The sequence below is a fragment of the Levilactobacillus tangyuanensis genome, from assembly GCF_003946545.1.
Lineage (GTDB): Bacteria > Bacillota > Bacilli > Lactobacillales > Lactobacillaceae > Levilactobacillus > Levilactobacillus tangyuanensis.
The window spans coordinates 1-17,764 of record NZ_RHOA01000017.1 but is presented as its reverse complement, the minus strand read 5'-3'; the positions used below and the strand labels follow the sequence as shown (position 1 = coordinate 17,764).

16 protein-coding genes are annotated in these 17,764 nt (G+C 51.6%); 14 read left to right on the top strand and 2 right to left on the bottom strand.

The window, feature by feature from the left end; all coding sequences use genetic code 11:
• Positions 1–33 precede the first annotated feature (33 nt).
• Complete coding sequence (locus EKM96_RS09565) at positions 34–861, bottom strand: NAD(P)H-hydrate dehydratase (RefSeq protein ID WP_125643074.1); 828 nt, start codon at positions 859–861, stop codon at positions 34–36.
• A gap of 139 nt (positions 862–1,000) precedes the next feature.
• On the opposite strand from EKM96_RS09565, the gene pepV reads away from it, so the two are divergent.
• The gene (pepV, locus tag EKM96_RS09560; protein WP_125643071.1) at positions 1,001–2,401 is read left to right on the top strand and encodes a dipeptidase PepV; all 1,401 of its coding nucleotides are present in this window, start codon (positions 1,001–1,003) and stop codon (positions 2,399–2,401) included.
• Between the two features lie 32 nt (positions 2,402–2,433).
• Positions 2,434–2,937, top strand: a complete 504-nt coding sequence (locus EKM96_RS09555) for a universal stress protein (protein ID WP_125643068.1) — start codon at positions 2,434–2,436, stop codon at positions 2,935–2,937.
• A 57-nt stretch (positions 2,938–2,994) separates the two neighbouring features.
• On the opposite strand, the gene EKM96_RS09550 is transcribed toward EKM96_RS09555, so the two are convergent.
• On the bottom strand, positions 2,995–3,321 hold the full coding sequence (locus tag EKM96_RS09550; RefSeq protein ID WP_125643065.1) for a hypothetical protein: 327 nt from the start codon (positions 3,319–3,321) through the stop codon (positions 2,995–2,997).
• 174 nt (positions 3,322–3,495) lie between these two features.
• On the opposite strand from EKM96_RS09550, the gene EKM96_RS09545 reads away from it, so the two are divergent.
• From EKM96_RS09545 to dnaI, 12 genes are all read left to right on the top strand, one after another.
• Positions 3,496–3,828, top strand: a complete 333-nt coding sequence (locus EKM96_RS09545; protein WP_125643062.1) for a thioredoxin family protein — start codon at positions 3,496–3,498, stop codon at positions 3,826–3,828.
• A gap of 23 nt (positions 3,829–3,851) precedes the next feature.
• A complete protein-coding gene (ytpR, locus tag EKM96_RS09540) occupies positions 3,852–4,487 on the top strand; it encodes a YtpR family tRNA-binding protein (protein ID WP_125643059.1) in 636 nt (211 codons plus the stop codon).
• A 193-nt stretch (positions 4,488–4,680) separates the two neighbouring features.
• Positions 4,681–7,320: a DNA translocase FtsK gene (locus EKM96_RS09535; protein ID WP_125643056.1), complete on the top strand. Its 2,640-nt coding sequence runs from the start codon at positions 4,681–4,683 to the stop codon at positions 7,318–7,320.
• Positions 7,321–7,460: 140 nt separating this feature from the next.
• The gene (gene murC / locus EKM96_RS09530) at positions 7,461–8,792 is read left to right on the top strand and encodes a UDP-N-acetylmuramate--L-alanine ligase (protein ID WP_125643054.1); all 1,332 of its coding nucleotides are present in this window, start codon (positions 7,461–7,463) and stop codon (positions 8,790–8,792) included.
• A 189-nt stretch (positions 8,793–8,981) separates the two neighbouring features.
• Positions 8,982–9,704, top strand: coding sequence for a nicotinamide riboside transporter PnuC (gene pnuC / locus EKM96_RS09525; protein ID WP_382336254.1), 723 nt, complete (start codon positions 8,982–8,984; stop codon positions 9,702–9,704).
• 156 nt (positions 9,705–9,860) lie between these two features.
• Positions 9,861–10,562, top strand: coding sequence for a Bax inhibitor-1/YccA family protein (locus EKM96_RS09520; protein WP_125643051.1), 702 nt, complete (start codon positions 9,861–9,863; stop codon positions 10,560–10,562).
• Between the two features lie 138 nt (positions 10,563–10,700).
• On the top strand, positions 10,701–13,361 hold the full coding sequence (gene polA, locus EKM96_RS09515) for a DNA polymerase I (protein ID WP_125643048.1): 2,661 nt from the start codon (positions 10,701–10,703) through the stop codon (positions 13,359–13,361).
• 20 nt (positions 13,362–13,381) lie between these two features.
• Positions 13,382–14,242, top strand: coding sequence for a bifunctional DNA-formamidopyrimidine glycosylase/DNA-(apurinic or apyrimidinic site) lyase (gene mutM / locus EKM96_RS09510; protein WP_125643045.1), 861 nt, complete (start codon positions 13,382–13,384; stop codon positions 14,240–14,242).
• Entirely contained in the window at positions 14,235–14,852 is a 618-nt protein-coding gene (coaE, locus tag EKM96_RS09505; protein WP_125643042.1) for a dephospho-CoA kinase, read from the top strand. The genes mutM and coaE overlap by 8 nt, the downstream gene beginning before the upstream one ends.
• Before the next feature lie 11 nt (positions 14,853–14,863).
• Positions 14,864–15,361, top strand: a complete 498-nt coding sequence (nrdR, locus tag EKM96_RS09500) for a transcriptional regulator NrdR (protein ID WP_125643039.1) — start codon at positions 14,864–14,866, stop codon at positions 15,359–15,361.
• A 3-nt stretch (positions 15,362–15,364) separates the two neighbouring features.
• Entirely contained in the window at positions 15,365–16,738 is a 1,374-nt protein-coding gene (locus EKM96_RS09495; RefSeq protein WP_125643036.1) for a replication initiation and membrane attachment family protein, read from the top strand.
• Between the two features lie 3 nt (positions 16,739–16,741).
• Positions 16,742–17,668, top strand: a complete 927-nt coding sequence (gene dnaI / locus EKM96_RS09490) for a primosomal protein DnaI (RefSeq protein WP_125643033.1) — start codon at positions 16,742–16,744, stop codon at positions 17,666–17,668.
• Positions 17,669–17,764: the final 96 nt, after the last annotated feature.

Sequence of the window (17,764 nt, the reverse complement as noted above, 5' to 3'; positions counted from 1 at the left end):
TCGAGAAGGCTTCTTCTCGGTCCCTTTTTGACGCTATTTTTCGGAATGGGTTTTCATAAATCGTGGAATTTCGGTGATGATTTGATGAGGTAGGACCACATATTGGCTAGTCGCCAGTTCCTCGGCAATGGCGCTGTGACTGTAAACGGCCGCTAGAACGGCCTGGCTCTCGTTGGCAAACTGTGCGACGAATCCACCCACCATGCCGGCCAAGGTGTCACCCATGCCACCGGTGGCCTGAGCCGGCGTTCCTAAGGGATTCCGATAGGTTTCGGTCGCCGTGTAAATTTCGGTGTGATGGGACTTTAGGACGACGATCCCGTGGAGCTCATCGACCACTTGGCGGTTGCGTTGGGGAGTCTGATCGGCGATGGCAATGCCACTGAGTCGTTGCCACTCCATCTGATGAGGCGTGAAGATTAGGTGAGCGGTTGGTAAGCTCAGCTGGTCGGTTGCCACCAGGGTGATCGCCGATCCATCGATAATCACGCGTTGATCGGCCTGGATATTTTCGAAAGCCGTGGTCAACGTGGCCCGAGACTGATTGGTGGTTCCAAGGCCAGGGCCGATCACGATGGTGTCGGCGGCCGTGATCAGGCTTACCATGAGACTGACGTCCGTGATGTCGGCAAACATTGCCTCAGGGACGCGGTCATGCAGACTGGTCTGGTTGCTCTTGGCGGTAACCGTTGTTACTAGGCCGGCGCCGGAATAGACCGCCGCGGCACTGGCCATGATGATGGCGCCGCCAAAGTTGTCGTTGCCACCGATTAAAACGATTCGGCCGTAAGTTCCCTTATGGCTATCCGCCGGACGTTGCCGAATGGTTTGCGGCAGGATCGCCGCTGTTAATGTTTCCATAATGCAAAACCTCCTCACTAGCAATTTCAGTATAGCATGTTCCTAGAGGGAAATCGGCTTACAATTCGCTAGGGTTATGCTAAAATTGACCTTAGTAATTCCGGACGACCGGTCCGAATAAGTTGAAGGAGGTCCAATCATGGCAATTGATTGGCAAAAGCTTGCTCAAGAGTATCGTAAAGATTATTTAGCAGATTTAACGACGTTGGTGGGGATTGATAGCTCACGGGATGATAGTTTGGCAACGGACGACTTTCCCTTAGGCCCCGGCCCAGCCAAGGCGCTCAATGCCTTCTTAGGTTTAGCGGAACGCGATGGGTTTAAGACCAAGAACCTCGATAACTTAGTTGGTTACGTTGAATATGGTGAAGGCGACGAGACGTTGGCCATCTTAGGCCATGCCGATGTTATGCCCGCAGGTAAGGGTTGGCACACCGACCCCTTCACGTTGACTGCCAAGGATGGAAAATTATTTGGTCGGGGCACGTCTGACGACAAGGGGCCTTCATTGGCCGCCTACTATGGTTTAAAGATGATGAAGGACCAAGGAATCTTGCCAAAGATTAAGATTCGTTTCATCATTGGGACCGACGAAGAGAGTAACTGGACCGGCATGAACCATTATATGGCCATTGAACCAGCACCAACCTTTGGCTTCTCCCCAGATGCCGAATTCCCACTGATTAACGGTGAAAAAGGCAACGTGACCTTCTTGAGTCACTTCGGCGGCACAAATGGTGGCGATCTAACGCTGCGTGAATTTGATGCTGGCTTGCGGGAAAATATGGTGCCGCGGGATGCTGAAGCCGTGGTTGAAGCTGGGGACAACGAACAAATGGCCAGTGATTTCACGGCCTTCCTGGATGAGGCACCCGTTACCGGGGATGTTGACGTGACCGGTAACGGCCTGCGCTTCCACGTGATTGGTAAGGCGGCCCATGGGATGGAACCTAAGAATGGGATTAACGCTGGGACCTACCTGGCAACTTTCTTGACGGGGTATGCCTTCGGTGGCGATGCCGCTAACTTCTTGAGCTTCTTAGCTAAGGACTTGCACGATGACTCACGGGCCAACAAATTGGGTATTGCCCACACCGACCCAGTCATGGGGGACCTGACCATGAACGTCGGGGTCATGACCTTTACCGCTGGTGACAAGGGCTTGGTCAACACAAACTTCCGTTACCCAACCGGTACCGGTGCCGACCAAATCAAGGCCGGACTGGCAAAGGCCACGGCCAACATGAACGTGACGTTGGAACAAGGCCGGGAAATGGTGCCACATTACGTGGATCCAGATGATCCAATCGTGGCAACGTTAATGAATGTCTATCGTGAACAAACCGGTGACACCACTGCCAAACCTGAAGTTGTTGGTGGTGGGACATACGGTCGACTGATGAAGCGTGGTGTGGCCTTTGGGGCATTGTTCCCAGGCACTGAAGACACGATGCATCAAGCCGATGAATTTCAACCAGAAGCAGATCTGCTGAAGGCCATGGCCATCTACGGTCAAGCCATCTACGATCTGACGAAATAGTCCGAGACACCTCGGACGAGAGGGTGGTCGAGATGATTCAAGAATATAAAAAGATTCTCGTGGGTGTTGATGGTTCACGTCAGGCCAAGCGAGCCCTGGACAAGGCCATTGCCGTCGCCGTTCGCAACGAAGCCCAACTAATTATCGTGACCGTCATGAGTGGTGGCGACTACGTGGGTGTTGGTAGCAATACTCAAGTTGGATTTGGCTACGTTGATCAGTCGGTCATGGATGATGTTCGCCAAGAACTCACGGATACGGTTGACGGTTACCGGAAGCGGGCTGAAGATGCCGGCGTTAAGGAAGTCGTGACGTCGGTTTTCTATGGTCATGCGAAGGTGGATTTAGCCAGAACCTTACCCAAAGAATTTTCGGCGGATTTGGTCATGCTTGGGTCCACCGGGGTTAACGTCGTTGAACGGATGCTGATGGGGTCGACGGCAAGCTTTGTGGTTGCCAATGCCATCTGTGACGTGCTCATCGTGCGGACCGATGTCCGGAACCAGGCCATTGATTTAAAACATGTGCCATCATAAACAAAAAACGGTCGGGACTTAGTCCCGGCCGTTTCGTGTTTAAATGTCATCAATAAGTTAAAGGCGATGAATGTCGAGCACACTGCCCGTGTTGGCGTCGGCAATGAATTGGTATTGGACCAATTGTTCATCTTCATAGCGGGTAATGCCACCGTAATACACTTGGGTTTTAACCGCAAATTTTTGGAAAGGTACCGCGTGTTTTTCAATCCAGGCACCCTCGATTGGGGATTCTTGGCGGAACTGATGCTTGACCTGATTCAGAATTGCATCCGGGTCTAAACGTGAGAAACCACCAAGGAGCCGCGTGATGAAAATGCCCATGATCCCGCCGAGAACGCCGGTGAGACTCAGTTGATACAATTGTCCGTTTTTAGCAGTCATGCTACCGCCTCCTTAACCAGTGTAGCTGGGCAATATCCCCATCACATCTATGGCTCTAGTATAGCAATGATTGCGTAGAAGTTCCCGTAAAATGCCAAATTTGAAGAAAATTCGTAAGACTCTGTTATAATGGTTCTTGTGTTCATTTAGACTTAGATAAAGGAGTGTATTCCCATGGAACAATTACCTAAAATGTCAGCAACTGAGTTGAAAGATCAGGTCAAGGACGGTAAAACGATGTTATTCTTCACCGCAGACTGGTGCCCTGATTGCCGTTTCATTAAACCAGCTATGCCCGCCATTGAAGCGGAATATCCTGATTTTAAGTTCTTAACGGTCGATCGTGACGAAAACATTGACCTAGCAGCCGAACTGAATGTCTTTGGCATTCCTAGTTTCATTGCTTACTCAAATGGTGAAGAAATTGGTCGGTTAGTAAACAAGGACCGGAAGACCAAGGCCGAAGTGGAAGAATTCATCAATTCTTTGACAACTAACGCCGACTAAAAATTGTTGAAGAGGGTTCAGACATGTTAATTGCTAGTTACAATCCCCAGGAACTCGGGGATGCATTGATTGTTATTTTGGCTCAAGATTCAGCGGAACAAGCTCACACGGTGCGAGATAACATTGCCCGGATTTACGATCCCGCTACCGAGAAGACCTTAGGGTATAACTTCTTGGCTGTTTCCGATATCTTGCCAGAGATTACGGGTAAGGGCCAGGTGACGCTATCTGAGGAAGACGTTACTGCTCTGAACCAAGCCTTGGAAGACGCCGGCTTTGCTGGTGAACTTGAGGTGCCTGACTCACCATTCGTGGTTGGCTATGTGAAGAGCGCCGAGCGCCATCCAGATTCTGACCACATGTTTATTACCCAAACCGTTGTGGACCACGATCAGACGTTACAAATTGTCTGTGGTTCGCCTAACATGCGGGAAGGCATTCGGGTCGTTGTTGCAAAGCCAGGGGCCATGATGGCCGATGGCAAGATTATTTGGCCAGGCGTCCTCCGTGGCGTTGACAGTGCCGGAATGATCTGTACGGGTCGGGAGCTTGGTTTGGCCAATGCCCCAACCAAGCCTGGTTGCTTAATCTTAGACGACGACTTTGAAGTCGGTTCAGCCTTTGATTTCGACCGTGGCAACACGATATTTAAAGCTTAAGAAATGATGTGAAAGTAGGTCAGCCCTTGTCGGCGGCCTACTTTTTTGTGTACAATAACCATGATGCCCTTTTTGGGGTAATAATTGACGTTATATTAAAAAGCCTAACACGGGAATGAGCAAGTGGCCGCTAACACGGCGTCTCCTCCCACTTAATGAAACGGTATTCAATGACCGTCAAGGAGGAAAAATCATGGAACATTATGATGGGCCGGCGTTTTTCCGGAAGTTTCCGGTAAAACCGAAGCCAGGGGAGTTAGATGATTCGGCTGCAGACCGGGCAGAACGACAGGTTCGCCATCGGCAGCGTCGCAGTCGTCCAACGCAATCCGTAAACAATGACATTAAAGCGACACCGGTGACGCCATCGGCTGTCGATCATCAACCAACTAACGCCTCACAGCCAACCAAGGCAGCAACCGAACAGTCATCGGTGGCCCAAAGTTACCGGCCATTCCAGGTGACTCAGGTGCCCAAACAATTACATTGGTCACGTCGTCACGCCGAGGCACGGCAACGCTATCAACGATTGATCGATGAGCTCCAAAAGTCCGATGACAGCTTCTTCTTGTATGGGACAAGTGAAGCAACGATCCCCGAGTCGCCGGCAAATGTGTCCGGTGAGTCAGAAACGGTTGGAGCTAAAGGGAGCTCGGAGGCTTCCGCTGCATCGATCGAGTCTGCTGATACCGAAACTGAGGGCAATAACGCAACGACTGTCGCTGACCAAGTGATCCAGTCAGTCCACGAGGATGGGATGGTCGAACACGACCGTCAGGAATCCGATGAGAAGGACGAGTCAGAGCCGGAAGCCAGCGAGGTCGAGGAAGCACACAGCGATCAGAAGTCGTTTGACAAGTCGAACGGTAGCCAAACAGAGGAAGAGTATTTACCCGTTGGGACGCCAAAGACCACGCCTATTGAACCCGATTCAGCGGCACCGGACGATGACTCAGTTGCTTCAGGAGCGGATTCGGTCGTCACTGATCAGCCACAGCCAAGCGAGGTTGCGGCTCTTTTAGAGCGGGCAACCGAATCCGATGAGGACTTTGCGAGCTCGTTGGCCGAGAATGACCAGTCGGGCTCGGACGTTGTGACGGTTCATGATGCAGAAACCGTGGAACCGTCAAGCGCTGAATCATCTCCAGTGGTATCTGCTGCGCCAATTGAAGCAGAGGAAACCCACGCGTCGGCGTCCTATGAAGAAGCCGAGGTGACGCCTGAACCAGTCACCCCAACAACACCAAAGCTTAAGTCAAGGCCAGCCAAGAGTTTGGGCCATTCACTGGGCGATATCATGCAAGAAGAGGGCAATGATCAACGCGATCTCGCCCTGTTTGATCGGCCAACACCGGCGACAGCCGCGACCAGTGAGCAGGCCGAGCGGGGGTATCATTTCCCCGATGTCAGCCTCTTGCCCGATCCCGTTGTTCCAAATGAGGCAGAGTTGGACGAATGGATTGAACACCAAGCGGAAGTGCTTGATGAAACGCTAAACGCCTTTCACGTCGATGCCCATGTGACTGACTGGACGGTGGGCCCAACGGTGACGCAGTTCCAGATTAGTTTGGCGCTAGGGGTTAAAGTTAATAAAATCACGAACCTTACCGATGACTTGAAGCTCGCGTTAGCGGCCAAGGATATTAGAATTGAAGCACCGATCCCAGGAAAATCAACCGTCGGGATCGAAATTCCTAATCGCAAGTCGCGGCCCGTAATGTTGGCGGAGATTTTGAATTCACCGGCTTTCCAGAAGAGTGAGTCACCACTGACGGTGGCGCTTGGGGTGGATTTGTTCGGTCAACCACAGGTCACGGACTTGCGAAAGATGCCCCATGGCCTGATTGCCGGGGCCACTGGTTCCGGGAAGAGTGTCTTTATCAACTCGTTGTTGCTGTCCTTGCTCTACAAGGCAACGCCGCAACAAGTGAAATTGTTACTGATCGATCCTAAGGCGGTGGAAATGGCACCGTACGATGGCTTGCCACATCTGCTTGCCCCAGTGATTTCCGATCCCAAGGCTGCCGCCGCTGCACTGAAATGGGTGGTAACCGAGATGGATCAGCGTTACGAAAAACTGGCGGCGGCTGGTGTGCGTAACATTGAGCAATTTAATGATCGGGCGGATGCGAATGATGAACCTGGCCTGAAGATGCCATACATCGTGATTATTATCGATGAATTGGCCGACCTGATGATGATGGCGGCCAGTGAGGTTCAGGATTACATTGTCCGAATTACCCAAAAGGCTCGAGCTGCCGGGATTCATTTACTGGTTGCCACGCAACGACCTAGCGTGGACATCGTGACCGGGACCATTAAGAACAACATCCCAACCCGGATTGCGTTTATGGTGTCCAGCCAGATTGATTCACGGACGATCTTGGATACCGCGGGCGCCGAAAACCTGCTAGGGAAGGGTGATATGCTCTACCTTGGCAACGGGGCTAGTCAGCCATTACGGCTGCAAGGGGCCTTTGTTGAGAATGAGGTGGATGCCGTGACGGACTTTGTTCGAACACAGGGACAGCCACAGTATGCCTTTGAGCCACAAGGCCTCCTACGCCGCGAGACGGCCGAGGAGAACCAAGATGAGCTAATGCCCCGGGTATTGGCTTATGTGGCCCAGGAGGACACGGTATCAACCTCTAAGCTGCAACGGGTCTTCTCGATCGGCTATAACCGGGCGGCAAACTTGATCGATGATCTTGAGCAACATGATTACGTTTCGCCGCAACGGGGGTCTAAACCACGTGAAGTCTACCTGAAGCCAGAGGATCTGGATAAGCAGTTGCCGGAGGCACACGATCAAGGTGCGCCGTTCTCATCCTAGCTTGAATAGTCGTCATCCCCATTATTCCGCCAGTGCTTTTATGGACTTGGGGGTTATGCTAAAATGAGAAAGAACAGAGTCGCTCGCACGGTTGGGGGAGTGGGTTCCTCACCGAACAGAGTAGAAAAGAGGAACATTTGATGGATAACACTACGGTGTATTATTTTGTTGGCATTAAAGGATCAGGGATGAGTGCCCTTGCCCTGATTTTACATGATAAAGGGTTTAAGGTTCAGGGTTCAGATATCAAACAATACACGTTCACCCAACGTGGGTTGGAACAAGCTGGTATCAAGGTCTTAGACTTTGACGAAGCCAACATTCACGAAGGATTAACGGTGATTGCCGGGAATTCCTTCACGGATGACCATCCTGAAATTAAAAAGGCACGGGCCATGGGCTTGCCCGTCTACCGGTACCACGAATTCCTAGGCCACTTAATCGAAGGCTACACGAGTATCGGGGTTGCCGGTGCTCACGGGAAGACCAGCACGACTGGTCTGTTATCTCACGTCTTGAGTGGGGTTGCGCCAACGTCTTACCTGATTGGTGACGGTACTGGTAAGGGAACCCCTAACGCCCGGTTCTTCGTCTATGAAGCTGACGAATACCGGCGCCACTTCCTGGCAACGAAGCCCGACTATGCCATCATGACGAACATTGACTTCGACCACCCTGATTACTACACGGGGATCGATGATGTTTACGATGCCTTCGAGACTTGGTCCAACCAGGTTAAGAAGGGGATCTTCGCCTGGGGTGACGATCCAGAATTACGGAAGTTAAAGACCGACGTTCCGGTTTACTATTACGGGACCAGCGATACGGATGACTTCCAAGCCAAGAACATCAAGCGTTCAACGACTGGGTCAACCTTCGATGTTTACCATGACGGTGAAGACTTGGGTAACTTTGAGATTCACCTATATGGTGAACACAATGTACTCAACAGTCTGGCCGTCATTGCGGTGGCCTACTTTGAAAAGGTCGACATGGATGAGATCAAACATGAATTGGCCAACTTCAAGGGCGTTAAGCGCCGGTTTACCGAACGTAAGTTAGCCGACATGACGATCATTGATGACTACGCTCACCATCCATCCGAAATCAAAGCGACCTTGGATGCTGCTCGGCAAAAGTACCCGGACAAGGAAATCATTGCGGTTTTCCAACCACATACTTTCAGCCGGACCATTGCCCTGATGGACGACTTTGCTAAGAGCTTGAACATGGCCGACAAGGTCTTCTTGACCGACATCTTCAGTTCGGCCCGTGAAACGCAGGGGAAGGTCTCCAGTAAGGACCTTGCCGCTAAGATCGCCAAGGGTGGCGAAATCCTGACGGTTGACAACATGTCGCCATTATTGGATTTCCATGACGCCGTCGTGGTCTTCATGGGTGCCGGGGATGTCCAGAAGTACGAACGGTCTTACGAAGAACTCTTGAGTCATTTATCCTTGAAAGACAACTAAATCAAACACTAGAACGTCGGGTGCTCAGCAGAGTAGCCGGCGTTTTTGTCTAGACCACAAATAATCGTGGAATGGAGTAGTGAAGTGACTTAGTTGCTTAGTTAGATATGAGTTGCACTCTCCCAGATAATCGGTAATCTTGATAATCAAGGGATTTTAATCCCATTTATTTTAGGGGAGTGTTTGCAAGTGAATACGGTGGAACAGCATAATTGGTGGTATCGGCAATTATTTACGAATTGGAAACGGTTCGAGGTGACCTACGTGGCGATCCTCATTGCGTTGCAGGTGGGGGTATACGCCATCGCGCCAGACAGCCTCGTGGGGATGGTGTCTGGGGTGGCGGGGGTCATCTGTCTGATTTATGGCATGAAGGGACGTAAAATTTCCTTCATTTTTGGTTTCATTCAGTGTGTGGCGATGACCTACGTGGCCTGGATTAGTCATGCGTATGGGGCGTTTGCCATGGGGATTATCTATGTGATCTCACAGCCGATTGGCTGGGTGATGTGGGGCCAAGACGAGGCTATTCATTCGCTTAAAAAGTCAACGCGTAACCTGGTCTTCTTGGGTTCCTTGGTGGCCTGGGCCATTGGCTGCGTCGTCTTGATCAGTCTTCATAGTCAGTTACCCTACTTTGACTCAATTAACCTCGTGATTAGTCTGATCGCTCAAGTGTTATATATCACAAAATACAAGGAAAATTGGTCGCTATGGATCTTCGTCAATGCGGTCAACCTCATCTACTGGGGAACACTCAGCGTGCAGTTCCTGAGCGGGGCCACCAATGTTGGCACGTTAGGGGCTAATCTGTCACAGGTGGCCTTGCAGGTCGCCTTACTCTTTAATGCGGTCTATGCGAACAAGGTCTGGGCCAGTGGTGAAGCCGACCACGAGGGGGGCGCCGAATAGCCAAGTGGGTTAATTGACCGGGTTCCGTCTGCAAATCAACACAGGTTACTTGTGTTTAGGCGCCATTTTGGTAGAATGGTGTCTAATAACTCGATGGCTAGTTGGCGAATAAAACCACTAAGTCGGGAATTGATTTGAAAAAGAAGGAGCGTTTCAATGAACAACTATGATCAGCAACCCCGGACAACCATTAATGCTGAGGTCGGGCTCAATGCCTTCTTAACCAGAATGTTTGGTTGGATGGCTACAGCAGTCTTGATTTCCGCAGTGACGTCATATCTTATGATGAGTCAATTGTCAGTTGTTGCGCATTTAAGTGGCGGTAGTCTCTGGATTCCCTTGATTATTTGGGGGATTTTCCCCTTCATCATCAGCGGGCAATCCATGAAACGGCCCACTGTGGCTCTAGTTGGACTCTTTGTGTATGCGGCAATTACCGGTGCCGTCATGTCGACCTACTCGCTGGTCTATTCACAGCAGACCATGGCCGGGGCCTTCGTTGCAAGTGCCGCCGTCTTCGTCTCGATGGCAGCGTTCGGGCTATTCACGAAGCGCGACTTGACCCGAGCTGGAACGCAGGCAACCGCGGCCATGATTGGGTTGTTGGTTGCCCTGGTGATTAACCTCTTCCTGAAGAGCGACATGGTGATGATCGTCTTCTCATTTATTGCCGTGATTATTTTCTCCGTGTTAACCGCATGGGATACGCAACGGATGCAGAAGATGTACCTGAAGTATGGCGATCAGGTGTCCACGACCGGGCTGGCTGTGAACGGGGCCTTACAACTGTACCTGGACTTCGTTAACCTGTTTCTTTACATGTTGCGAATCTTTGGTCTGTTTGGTAACAATGATTAATTCAATAGTGACTAACGAAAAGAAGGGCTCGCCAAACGGCGGTCCTTCTTTTATTGTTTCGGGTTTACGGCTTTTTTTGGTAGAATGGAACCAGAAATACTCGAGTCCAGCACGACTGCGACTCGAAAGGAGCGGAACATGGCGGAGAAACGATTATTATTAATTGACGGGAACAGTGTCACCTTTAAGGCCTTTTTCGCACTCTACACCGCCTTGGGTAAATTTACCAATAGCGACGGGCTGCATACCAACGCCGTCTATGGCTTCAACACCATGTTGGAAACCATGTTAAACACGGTTAAACCAACGCACGCGTTGGTGGCCTTCGATGCCGGGAAGACGACCTTCCGGACGAAAATGTATGATGACTATAAGGGCGGCCGGGCGAAGACGGCCCCAGAACTCTCTGAACAATTTCCATATGTAAAAAAATTATTGGCGGCTCGCGGCATTCAGACCTATGAACTGCCCAACTTTGAAGCGGATGACATCATTGGGACGCTGGCCAAACAGGCCGAGGATGCCGGCTTCACAACGACCATTGTGACCGGTGACCGGGATCTGACCCAGTTAGCCGATGACCATACCACGGTCTCCATCTCGAAAAAAGGGGTCAGCGACATCGAACACTATACCCCAGCCTACGTTCAGGAAAAAATGGGTGTCACCCCCCAACAAATCATCGATATTAAAGGGCTACAGGGCGATAATTCCGACAACTATCCTGGTGTTACCGGGGTTGGACCCAAGCGAGCGGTCGATCTGGTGGGTAAATATGGTAGCATCGAAGGTATTTATGACCATATCGATGACATTACCGCGAAGAAACTTAAAGAACATTTAGTGGCGGACCATGATCAAGCATTACTGGCCAAGCAACTTGCCACGATTAAGCGGGATGCCCCGGTTGAGAAGACCCTCGATGAGTTAACTTATGAAGGAGATCAGACCGAAGAACTGGTGGCCTTTTATCAACAGATGAACTTCAGGACGTTCTTAAGCAAGATGAGTGTGGACGGCGAGGCACCAACCGCCACGCCCGGCTTGAAAGACATTAGTTATCAGGAACTCACTGTGGCCAATCTTGGTGACTTACCAGCCTTCGATGATGGCTGTGAATTTCACCTTGAGATGCTAGGCGATAACTATCATCTGGCCAATATGGCGGGATTTGTCATCGGGCACAATGACCAGTGGTGGGTTAGCCGGGATGTCAACCTATTAACCCAGGCACCACTGAAGGGCCTCCTGGAGTCCGACAAGGTGTCGAAACAAGTCTTCGATGCCAAGCGGACGTACGTGGCCTTGCATCGCCTAGGCATCACTTTAGCCGGTGTCGATTGCGATCTGTTATTAGGGTCTTATTTGTTAAACACCTATGACAATAGCAACGACCTGGGCCGAGTCGCCATGGAACATGGTTATGACCAGGTAGCCACTGATGAAGATGTTTATGGAAAGGGTGCCAAAGAAGCAATTCCAGACGATGATGAGGTTTTCTTCAGCCATCTGGCTCGCAAGGCGCGGGCGCTGGAACAGCTGCGAACTCCTATTTTTGAGGGGCTTAAGGAACATGAACAGACTCAGCTGTACCACGAAATCGAGTTGCCAATGGCGTTCGTCTTGGCACGGATGGAGATCGCTGGGATCGCAGTTAAGGCCAGTGAACTAGAGGCAATGGGCAGTAAATTCACGGAACAATTGGCTGAGATTGAACAGACCATTTATCAGGAAGCCGGTGAGGAGTTCAATATCGATTCGCCTAAGCAACTGGGTCACATCCTGTTTGAGAAGATGGGTCTACCCGTGATCAAGAAGACCAAGACCGGTTACTCGACGGCGGTGGGTGTGCTTGAGAAAGTCGCGGCGGATGCCCCAATTGCCGAGAACATCCTGACCTACCGTAAGATTGCTAAGATCCAGTCGACCTATGTTGAGGGCCTGCTGAAGGTGATTCACCCCGATGACCACAAGGTTCACACCCGTTATCTGCAAACGTTGACGCAGACGGGACGGTTATCCTCGGTTGACCCTAACCTACAGAATATTCCGGTACGGACGGAAGAGGGACGGGCCATTCGTAAGGCATTTGTTCCGCGTCATCCTGGTTGGCAGATTTTCTCGTCTGACTACTCACAAATTGAACTGCGGGTCCTGGCCCATATGAGTCACGATGCCAACATGCAAGCGGCCTTCCGTGAGGGTGAGGACATCCATGCGGCCACCGCTCGGCGGATCTTCAAGATGGGACCTGATGAAGAGGTGACGCCAAATATTCGGCGTCAGGCTAAGGCTGTTAACTTTGGGATTGTGTATGGGATCAGTGATTTCGGTTTATCCCAAAATATCGGTATCTCTCGCAAGCAGGCGAAAAACTTTATCGACACCTACTTTGAGGAGTATCCCGGCGTTAAGGCCTACACGGATCGCATGGTCCAACAAGCCCATGAGTTGGGTTACGTTGAAACCATTGCCCATCGGCGGCGGTACTTACCGGATATCAATTCTCGTAACTTTAACCAGCGTTCATTTGCCGAACGGACGGCGATGAACACGCCAATTCAAGGTAGCGCGGCGGATATTATTAAGATTGCCATGATTCGGATGGAAGATGCCTTGAAGGATCTGCAAGCAACGATGCTCTTACAGGTGCACGATGAGTTGATCTTCGAAGCGCCGGCAGAAGAGATTGAGACACTGGCCAAGTTAGTGCCAAGTGTGATGGACTCTGCCATTGACTTGGAGATCCCATTGAAAGTTGAAAGTCACTTCGGACCAACCTGGTACGAAGCCAAGTAGAGACAAAGGAGTCGGTGGATATGCCTGAATTACCTGAAGTTGAAACAGTGCGGCGGGGCCTAACGCGCTTAGTGCAAGGGGCCACGATTGATCATGTGGAGGTTCGTTATCCCAAAATGGTCACACCCGAACGTGATGAGTTCACGGCGGAACTCATTGGCCGTCAGATTGAGGCGGTCGACCGTCGGGGCAAGTATTTACTTTTCCGCTTCAGTGGAGGGGTGACCATGGTTTCTCACCTGCGCATGGAGGGCAAGTACGATGTTCAGCCGGAAGGTAGTCCGGTGACGAAGCATACCCATGTCATCTTTCACCTGACCGATGACCGCGAACTTCGATATACCGATACCCGAAAATTTGGCCGGATGCAGTTAGTGCCGACCGGCGAAGAGGGCGATCGCATGCCCTCGTTGGGTAAACTGGGACCGGAACCGACCGCGGCAACTCTGACCCTCGCGTATATGGTTAGAATCTTCGGTAAGTCGCACAAGGTGGTTAAGCCGTTCCTGTTGGATCAGACCAAGATTGCGGGGCTCGGTAACATCTATGCCGACGAGGTCCTGTGGCTGTCGAAGATTAATCCCCTGACGCCTGCCGACGAGTTGACTCGTGACCAGTTAGCCAGCTTGAGGGAGTCGATTATCGCCGAAATGAAAATGGCGATCGAAGGTCATGGCACGACCGTCCATTCGTTCTCCACGGCATTCGGTGAGGCCGGCCAATTTCAAAATCACCTGCACGTTTACGGCCGCGAAGGTGAGCCGTGTGAACGCTGCGGAACGATTATCGAAAAGATTAAGGTTGCCCAGCGTGGGACCCACTTCTGTCCCACCTGTCAGCCCCTTCCGGTCGCCGCCCGTGAGGCGTTCGCCAATGACTGAGGTTTGGGGATTGACCGGTGGCATTGCGACGGGAAAGTCAACGGTGAGTGGCTGGTTGAAGGAAGCGGGCATCCCCGTGATTGATGCGGATGCCATCGCCCATGAGGTCCTGGCGCCGGGGACTGCCGGATTGAAGGCCGTGGTGACGACCTTTGGGACCGAGTACCTACAGGGCATGGCGCTCAACCGGCGCCTGCTCGGTCAGCACGTGTTCGGGGATGCGACGGCGCTTAAGCAATTGGAGGCCATTACGACACCGTTGATCAAGGCGGAAATTGTTCGCCAGTTAGACCGATATCGTCGTGACCGGCAACCATTGGTCGTGATCGATGCCCCGACCCTCTATGAGGTCGGCTACCTGGTCAAAATGGTCGATCATGTGGCGGTAGTGGCAACCACTGCTACCGTACAGCTGAAGCGATTACAACGGCGTGATCAGCTATCAGTGGGGGATGCCAAGCGACGAATGGCCAGTCAATGGCCAATCGATCGCAAGGTGGCCCTGGCGACGGTGGTCATCGACAATGGGGGAACGATTGCCGAAACCCGGGCACAAGTGGTAAAATGGCTTGACATGACTAATTTGGGGCAACGGAACCCATTAAAATGAGGTGACCAAGAATGCAGTGTCCGCACTGTCATCATAACGGCTCTCGAGTCGTCGATAGTCGACCGACAGACGACGGCCGAGTTATTCGGCGGCGACGGGAGTGCGAAAGCTGTGGCTTTCGGTTCACGACGTTTGAACGAGTCGAAGTAACACCATTACTAGTAATTAAGAAAAACGGCATTCGTGAAGAGTTCAATCGTGAAAAGATCTTGCGTGGTATTATTCGCTCCGCAGAAAAACGGCCAGTTGGTATGGATGAAATGACCAACCTAGTCGATGAAGTTGAGAACAAGATTCGTGCGCTAGGGGTTAATGAAATCTCGAGTCAATTGATTGGGGAATATGTGATGACCCGGTTGGCCGATGTGGATGAGATTGCCTACATTCGGTTCGCCAGCGTTTACAAGCAGTTCAAGGATACCGGCGTCTTCTTTAATGAATTAAAGGACATGCTGGATAAGGATAAAACCAAGGCTCAAGAAGCCAAGCATCATAGCGAGGGGAAATAGGTCATGGAAGATTCCTGGCACCAATTACAACCGAAGACGGGCTTTGTCGTGCGGTTGACGGACCGGTTAACTGACGAGAGTTGGCAAACGCTGACGCAGCTCTACCAACCCGTCATTGGACCGAGTGCCGCAGGGCTATTCTCGGCCCTTTTTTGGCTACCCAAGCGGTCAACCTATAAGCGTCACGCCACTCTATTGGCCTTAATGGGGCTAGATTTGGCTCACTTGTATGCCGCAAGAATAAGGTTAGAAGCTGCCGGGCTGTTGACGACAACTGTTAAAACCAACGACGGCCTCACGAGCTTTGTCTATGAGCTCCATGCGCCGCTATTGCCCGTGGAATTCTTCAAGGATGACCTGTTGAGTGTTCAATTACTCGGGGCGGTCGGCGAGACCTTCTATCAGACTTTAGTGACGGCTTGCACACCGCAACCCGTTGTTGCCCAGGATGAACAGGACATCACCAAGAATTTTCTCGAGGTGTTTCACGTCGATGGTCAGGAGCTGAGTGACCTGCCCACGGCGATCACGACCAGTCGCGAACGGCTACCAACCGCCAAGACTGCGCCCAAAGTGACGTCGGTTCCTGACTTCGACTTCAAACTGTTGGGGGACATCTTGGCCCATTCGTTTGTGGATACCCAGGCGTTGAGAGGTCAACGGCAACTGATCATGACCGAACACACCACCTATGGCATCGATGAGGTTGCCATGGCCCGTTACATTGGGGAGGCCGTTGACTTGGCGACCAACCAGTTCGATGCTGAACAGTTTAAGCGGGTGATTGCGAAAAACTTTGGCCGACCAACCCAGGTGGCCGCCGCGACAGCACCGGCGGCTAACGCCACCAGTGCTAACGTTAAGGGTAACTCCGCCGAACAGGCCCTGGTTAAGGTTGCCAGTACCACTGCACCCGCCGTCTTTCTACAGGCGATTAAGCAAAAGAACGGCGGATTCGTGACGGATGGGGAGCAACGTATTATCCGTGACCTGGTGAGTCGCCAGCTGTTTCCTTCAGTGGTCCTGAATCTCATGATTTATCACGTGTTGGTGGATGAGGATCGACCAACCTTGAACAAGAATCTGCTCGACACGATCGCTAACGATTGGTCCAAGGCCAATGTGAATTCGGCGGCGGCGGCCATCGATAAGATTCGTGAACGGCAACGCACCGCCCGGCAACCTCGTCGTTCATCCAAGCAGCGGGGCGTGACGGTAAAAGAAACCTTGCCGGAGTGGGCTAAGAAGCCTAGCACGCCGGTGAAGGGAACGAAGCCAGTTGATCAGGCACCCAAGTTAAGTGCCGAACAGCAGGCAAAATTAGCAGAACGCATCGCTAAATTAAAGGACCGATCAAACACGGGAAAGGAGGATTAACTCATGGAAGATCTGAGTAAAACCATGCAAGACTTGATGAATCAACGCCATTTGAACGATAACTATCGGCAACTGATGGCCAAGGTCTATGCTGATCCACAAGTGACGGCGTTTTATCATGAGCATCAGGCGGAGTTGGCCGAAGACGTCATGACCCGATCGGCGGCGAAACTTTACGAATTTGTCACGGAACGGGAAAAGGCGGCCAAGGGGACGGCGACGTTCGCCAAAGGCTACGAACCACAACTGATCGTGGCCAATCACCTGATCGATGTCGCGTATGTGCCAACGGTGGCGACTCAGGAAAAGCAGGCCCAACAGCAGTTGCGCCAGCGGGTGAAGTCAATCGCCATGCCTAAGAGCATTCGCGAGGCCGAATTGGATAGTTTTGACCGGGACGCGGATCGGGCAGAAGCCCTGATGGCGGCACTGGATTTCATTGATGCCTATGAGGCCAGCCCCAAGCGGCGGCACCAAGCCCTTTATTTGGAAGGCAGCTTTGGTGTCGGCAAGACCTATCTCTTGGCTGCAGTGGCAAACCAACTGGCCACGGATGGGTTCTCCACGACGTTGGTTCACTTTCCCAGTTTTGCGGTAGAAATGAAAAATGCCATTGCCCAGAATGGGGTGGCGGAAAAGCTCGATGCCTTGAAGCGCGCACCGGTGTTGATGATTGATGATATCGGTGCCGATGCCATGTCCGCATGGGTTCGCGATGACATTCTCGGGGTTATCTTGGAATACCGGATGCAAGAAGAGTTACCAACGTTCTTCAGTTCTAACTTTTCGATGGAACAATTGGAAACGGAGCACCTGCGGATCTCAACTCGTGGGGATGATGAGCCGCTGAAGGCCCAACGCTTGATGCAACGAATTCGCTTCCTGGCCAGAGAAATTACGATGGTCGGCGCTAATCGGCGGCCCCAATAATGACCGACTGAATTTTTTAGAGTGTTTAAATAATTATGTGTAAATAGAAAAATAAGCAATTGAAAAGGGAAAGCCTCTCCCTTATGATAGTTAGCA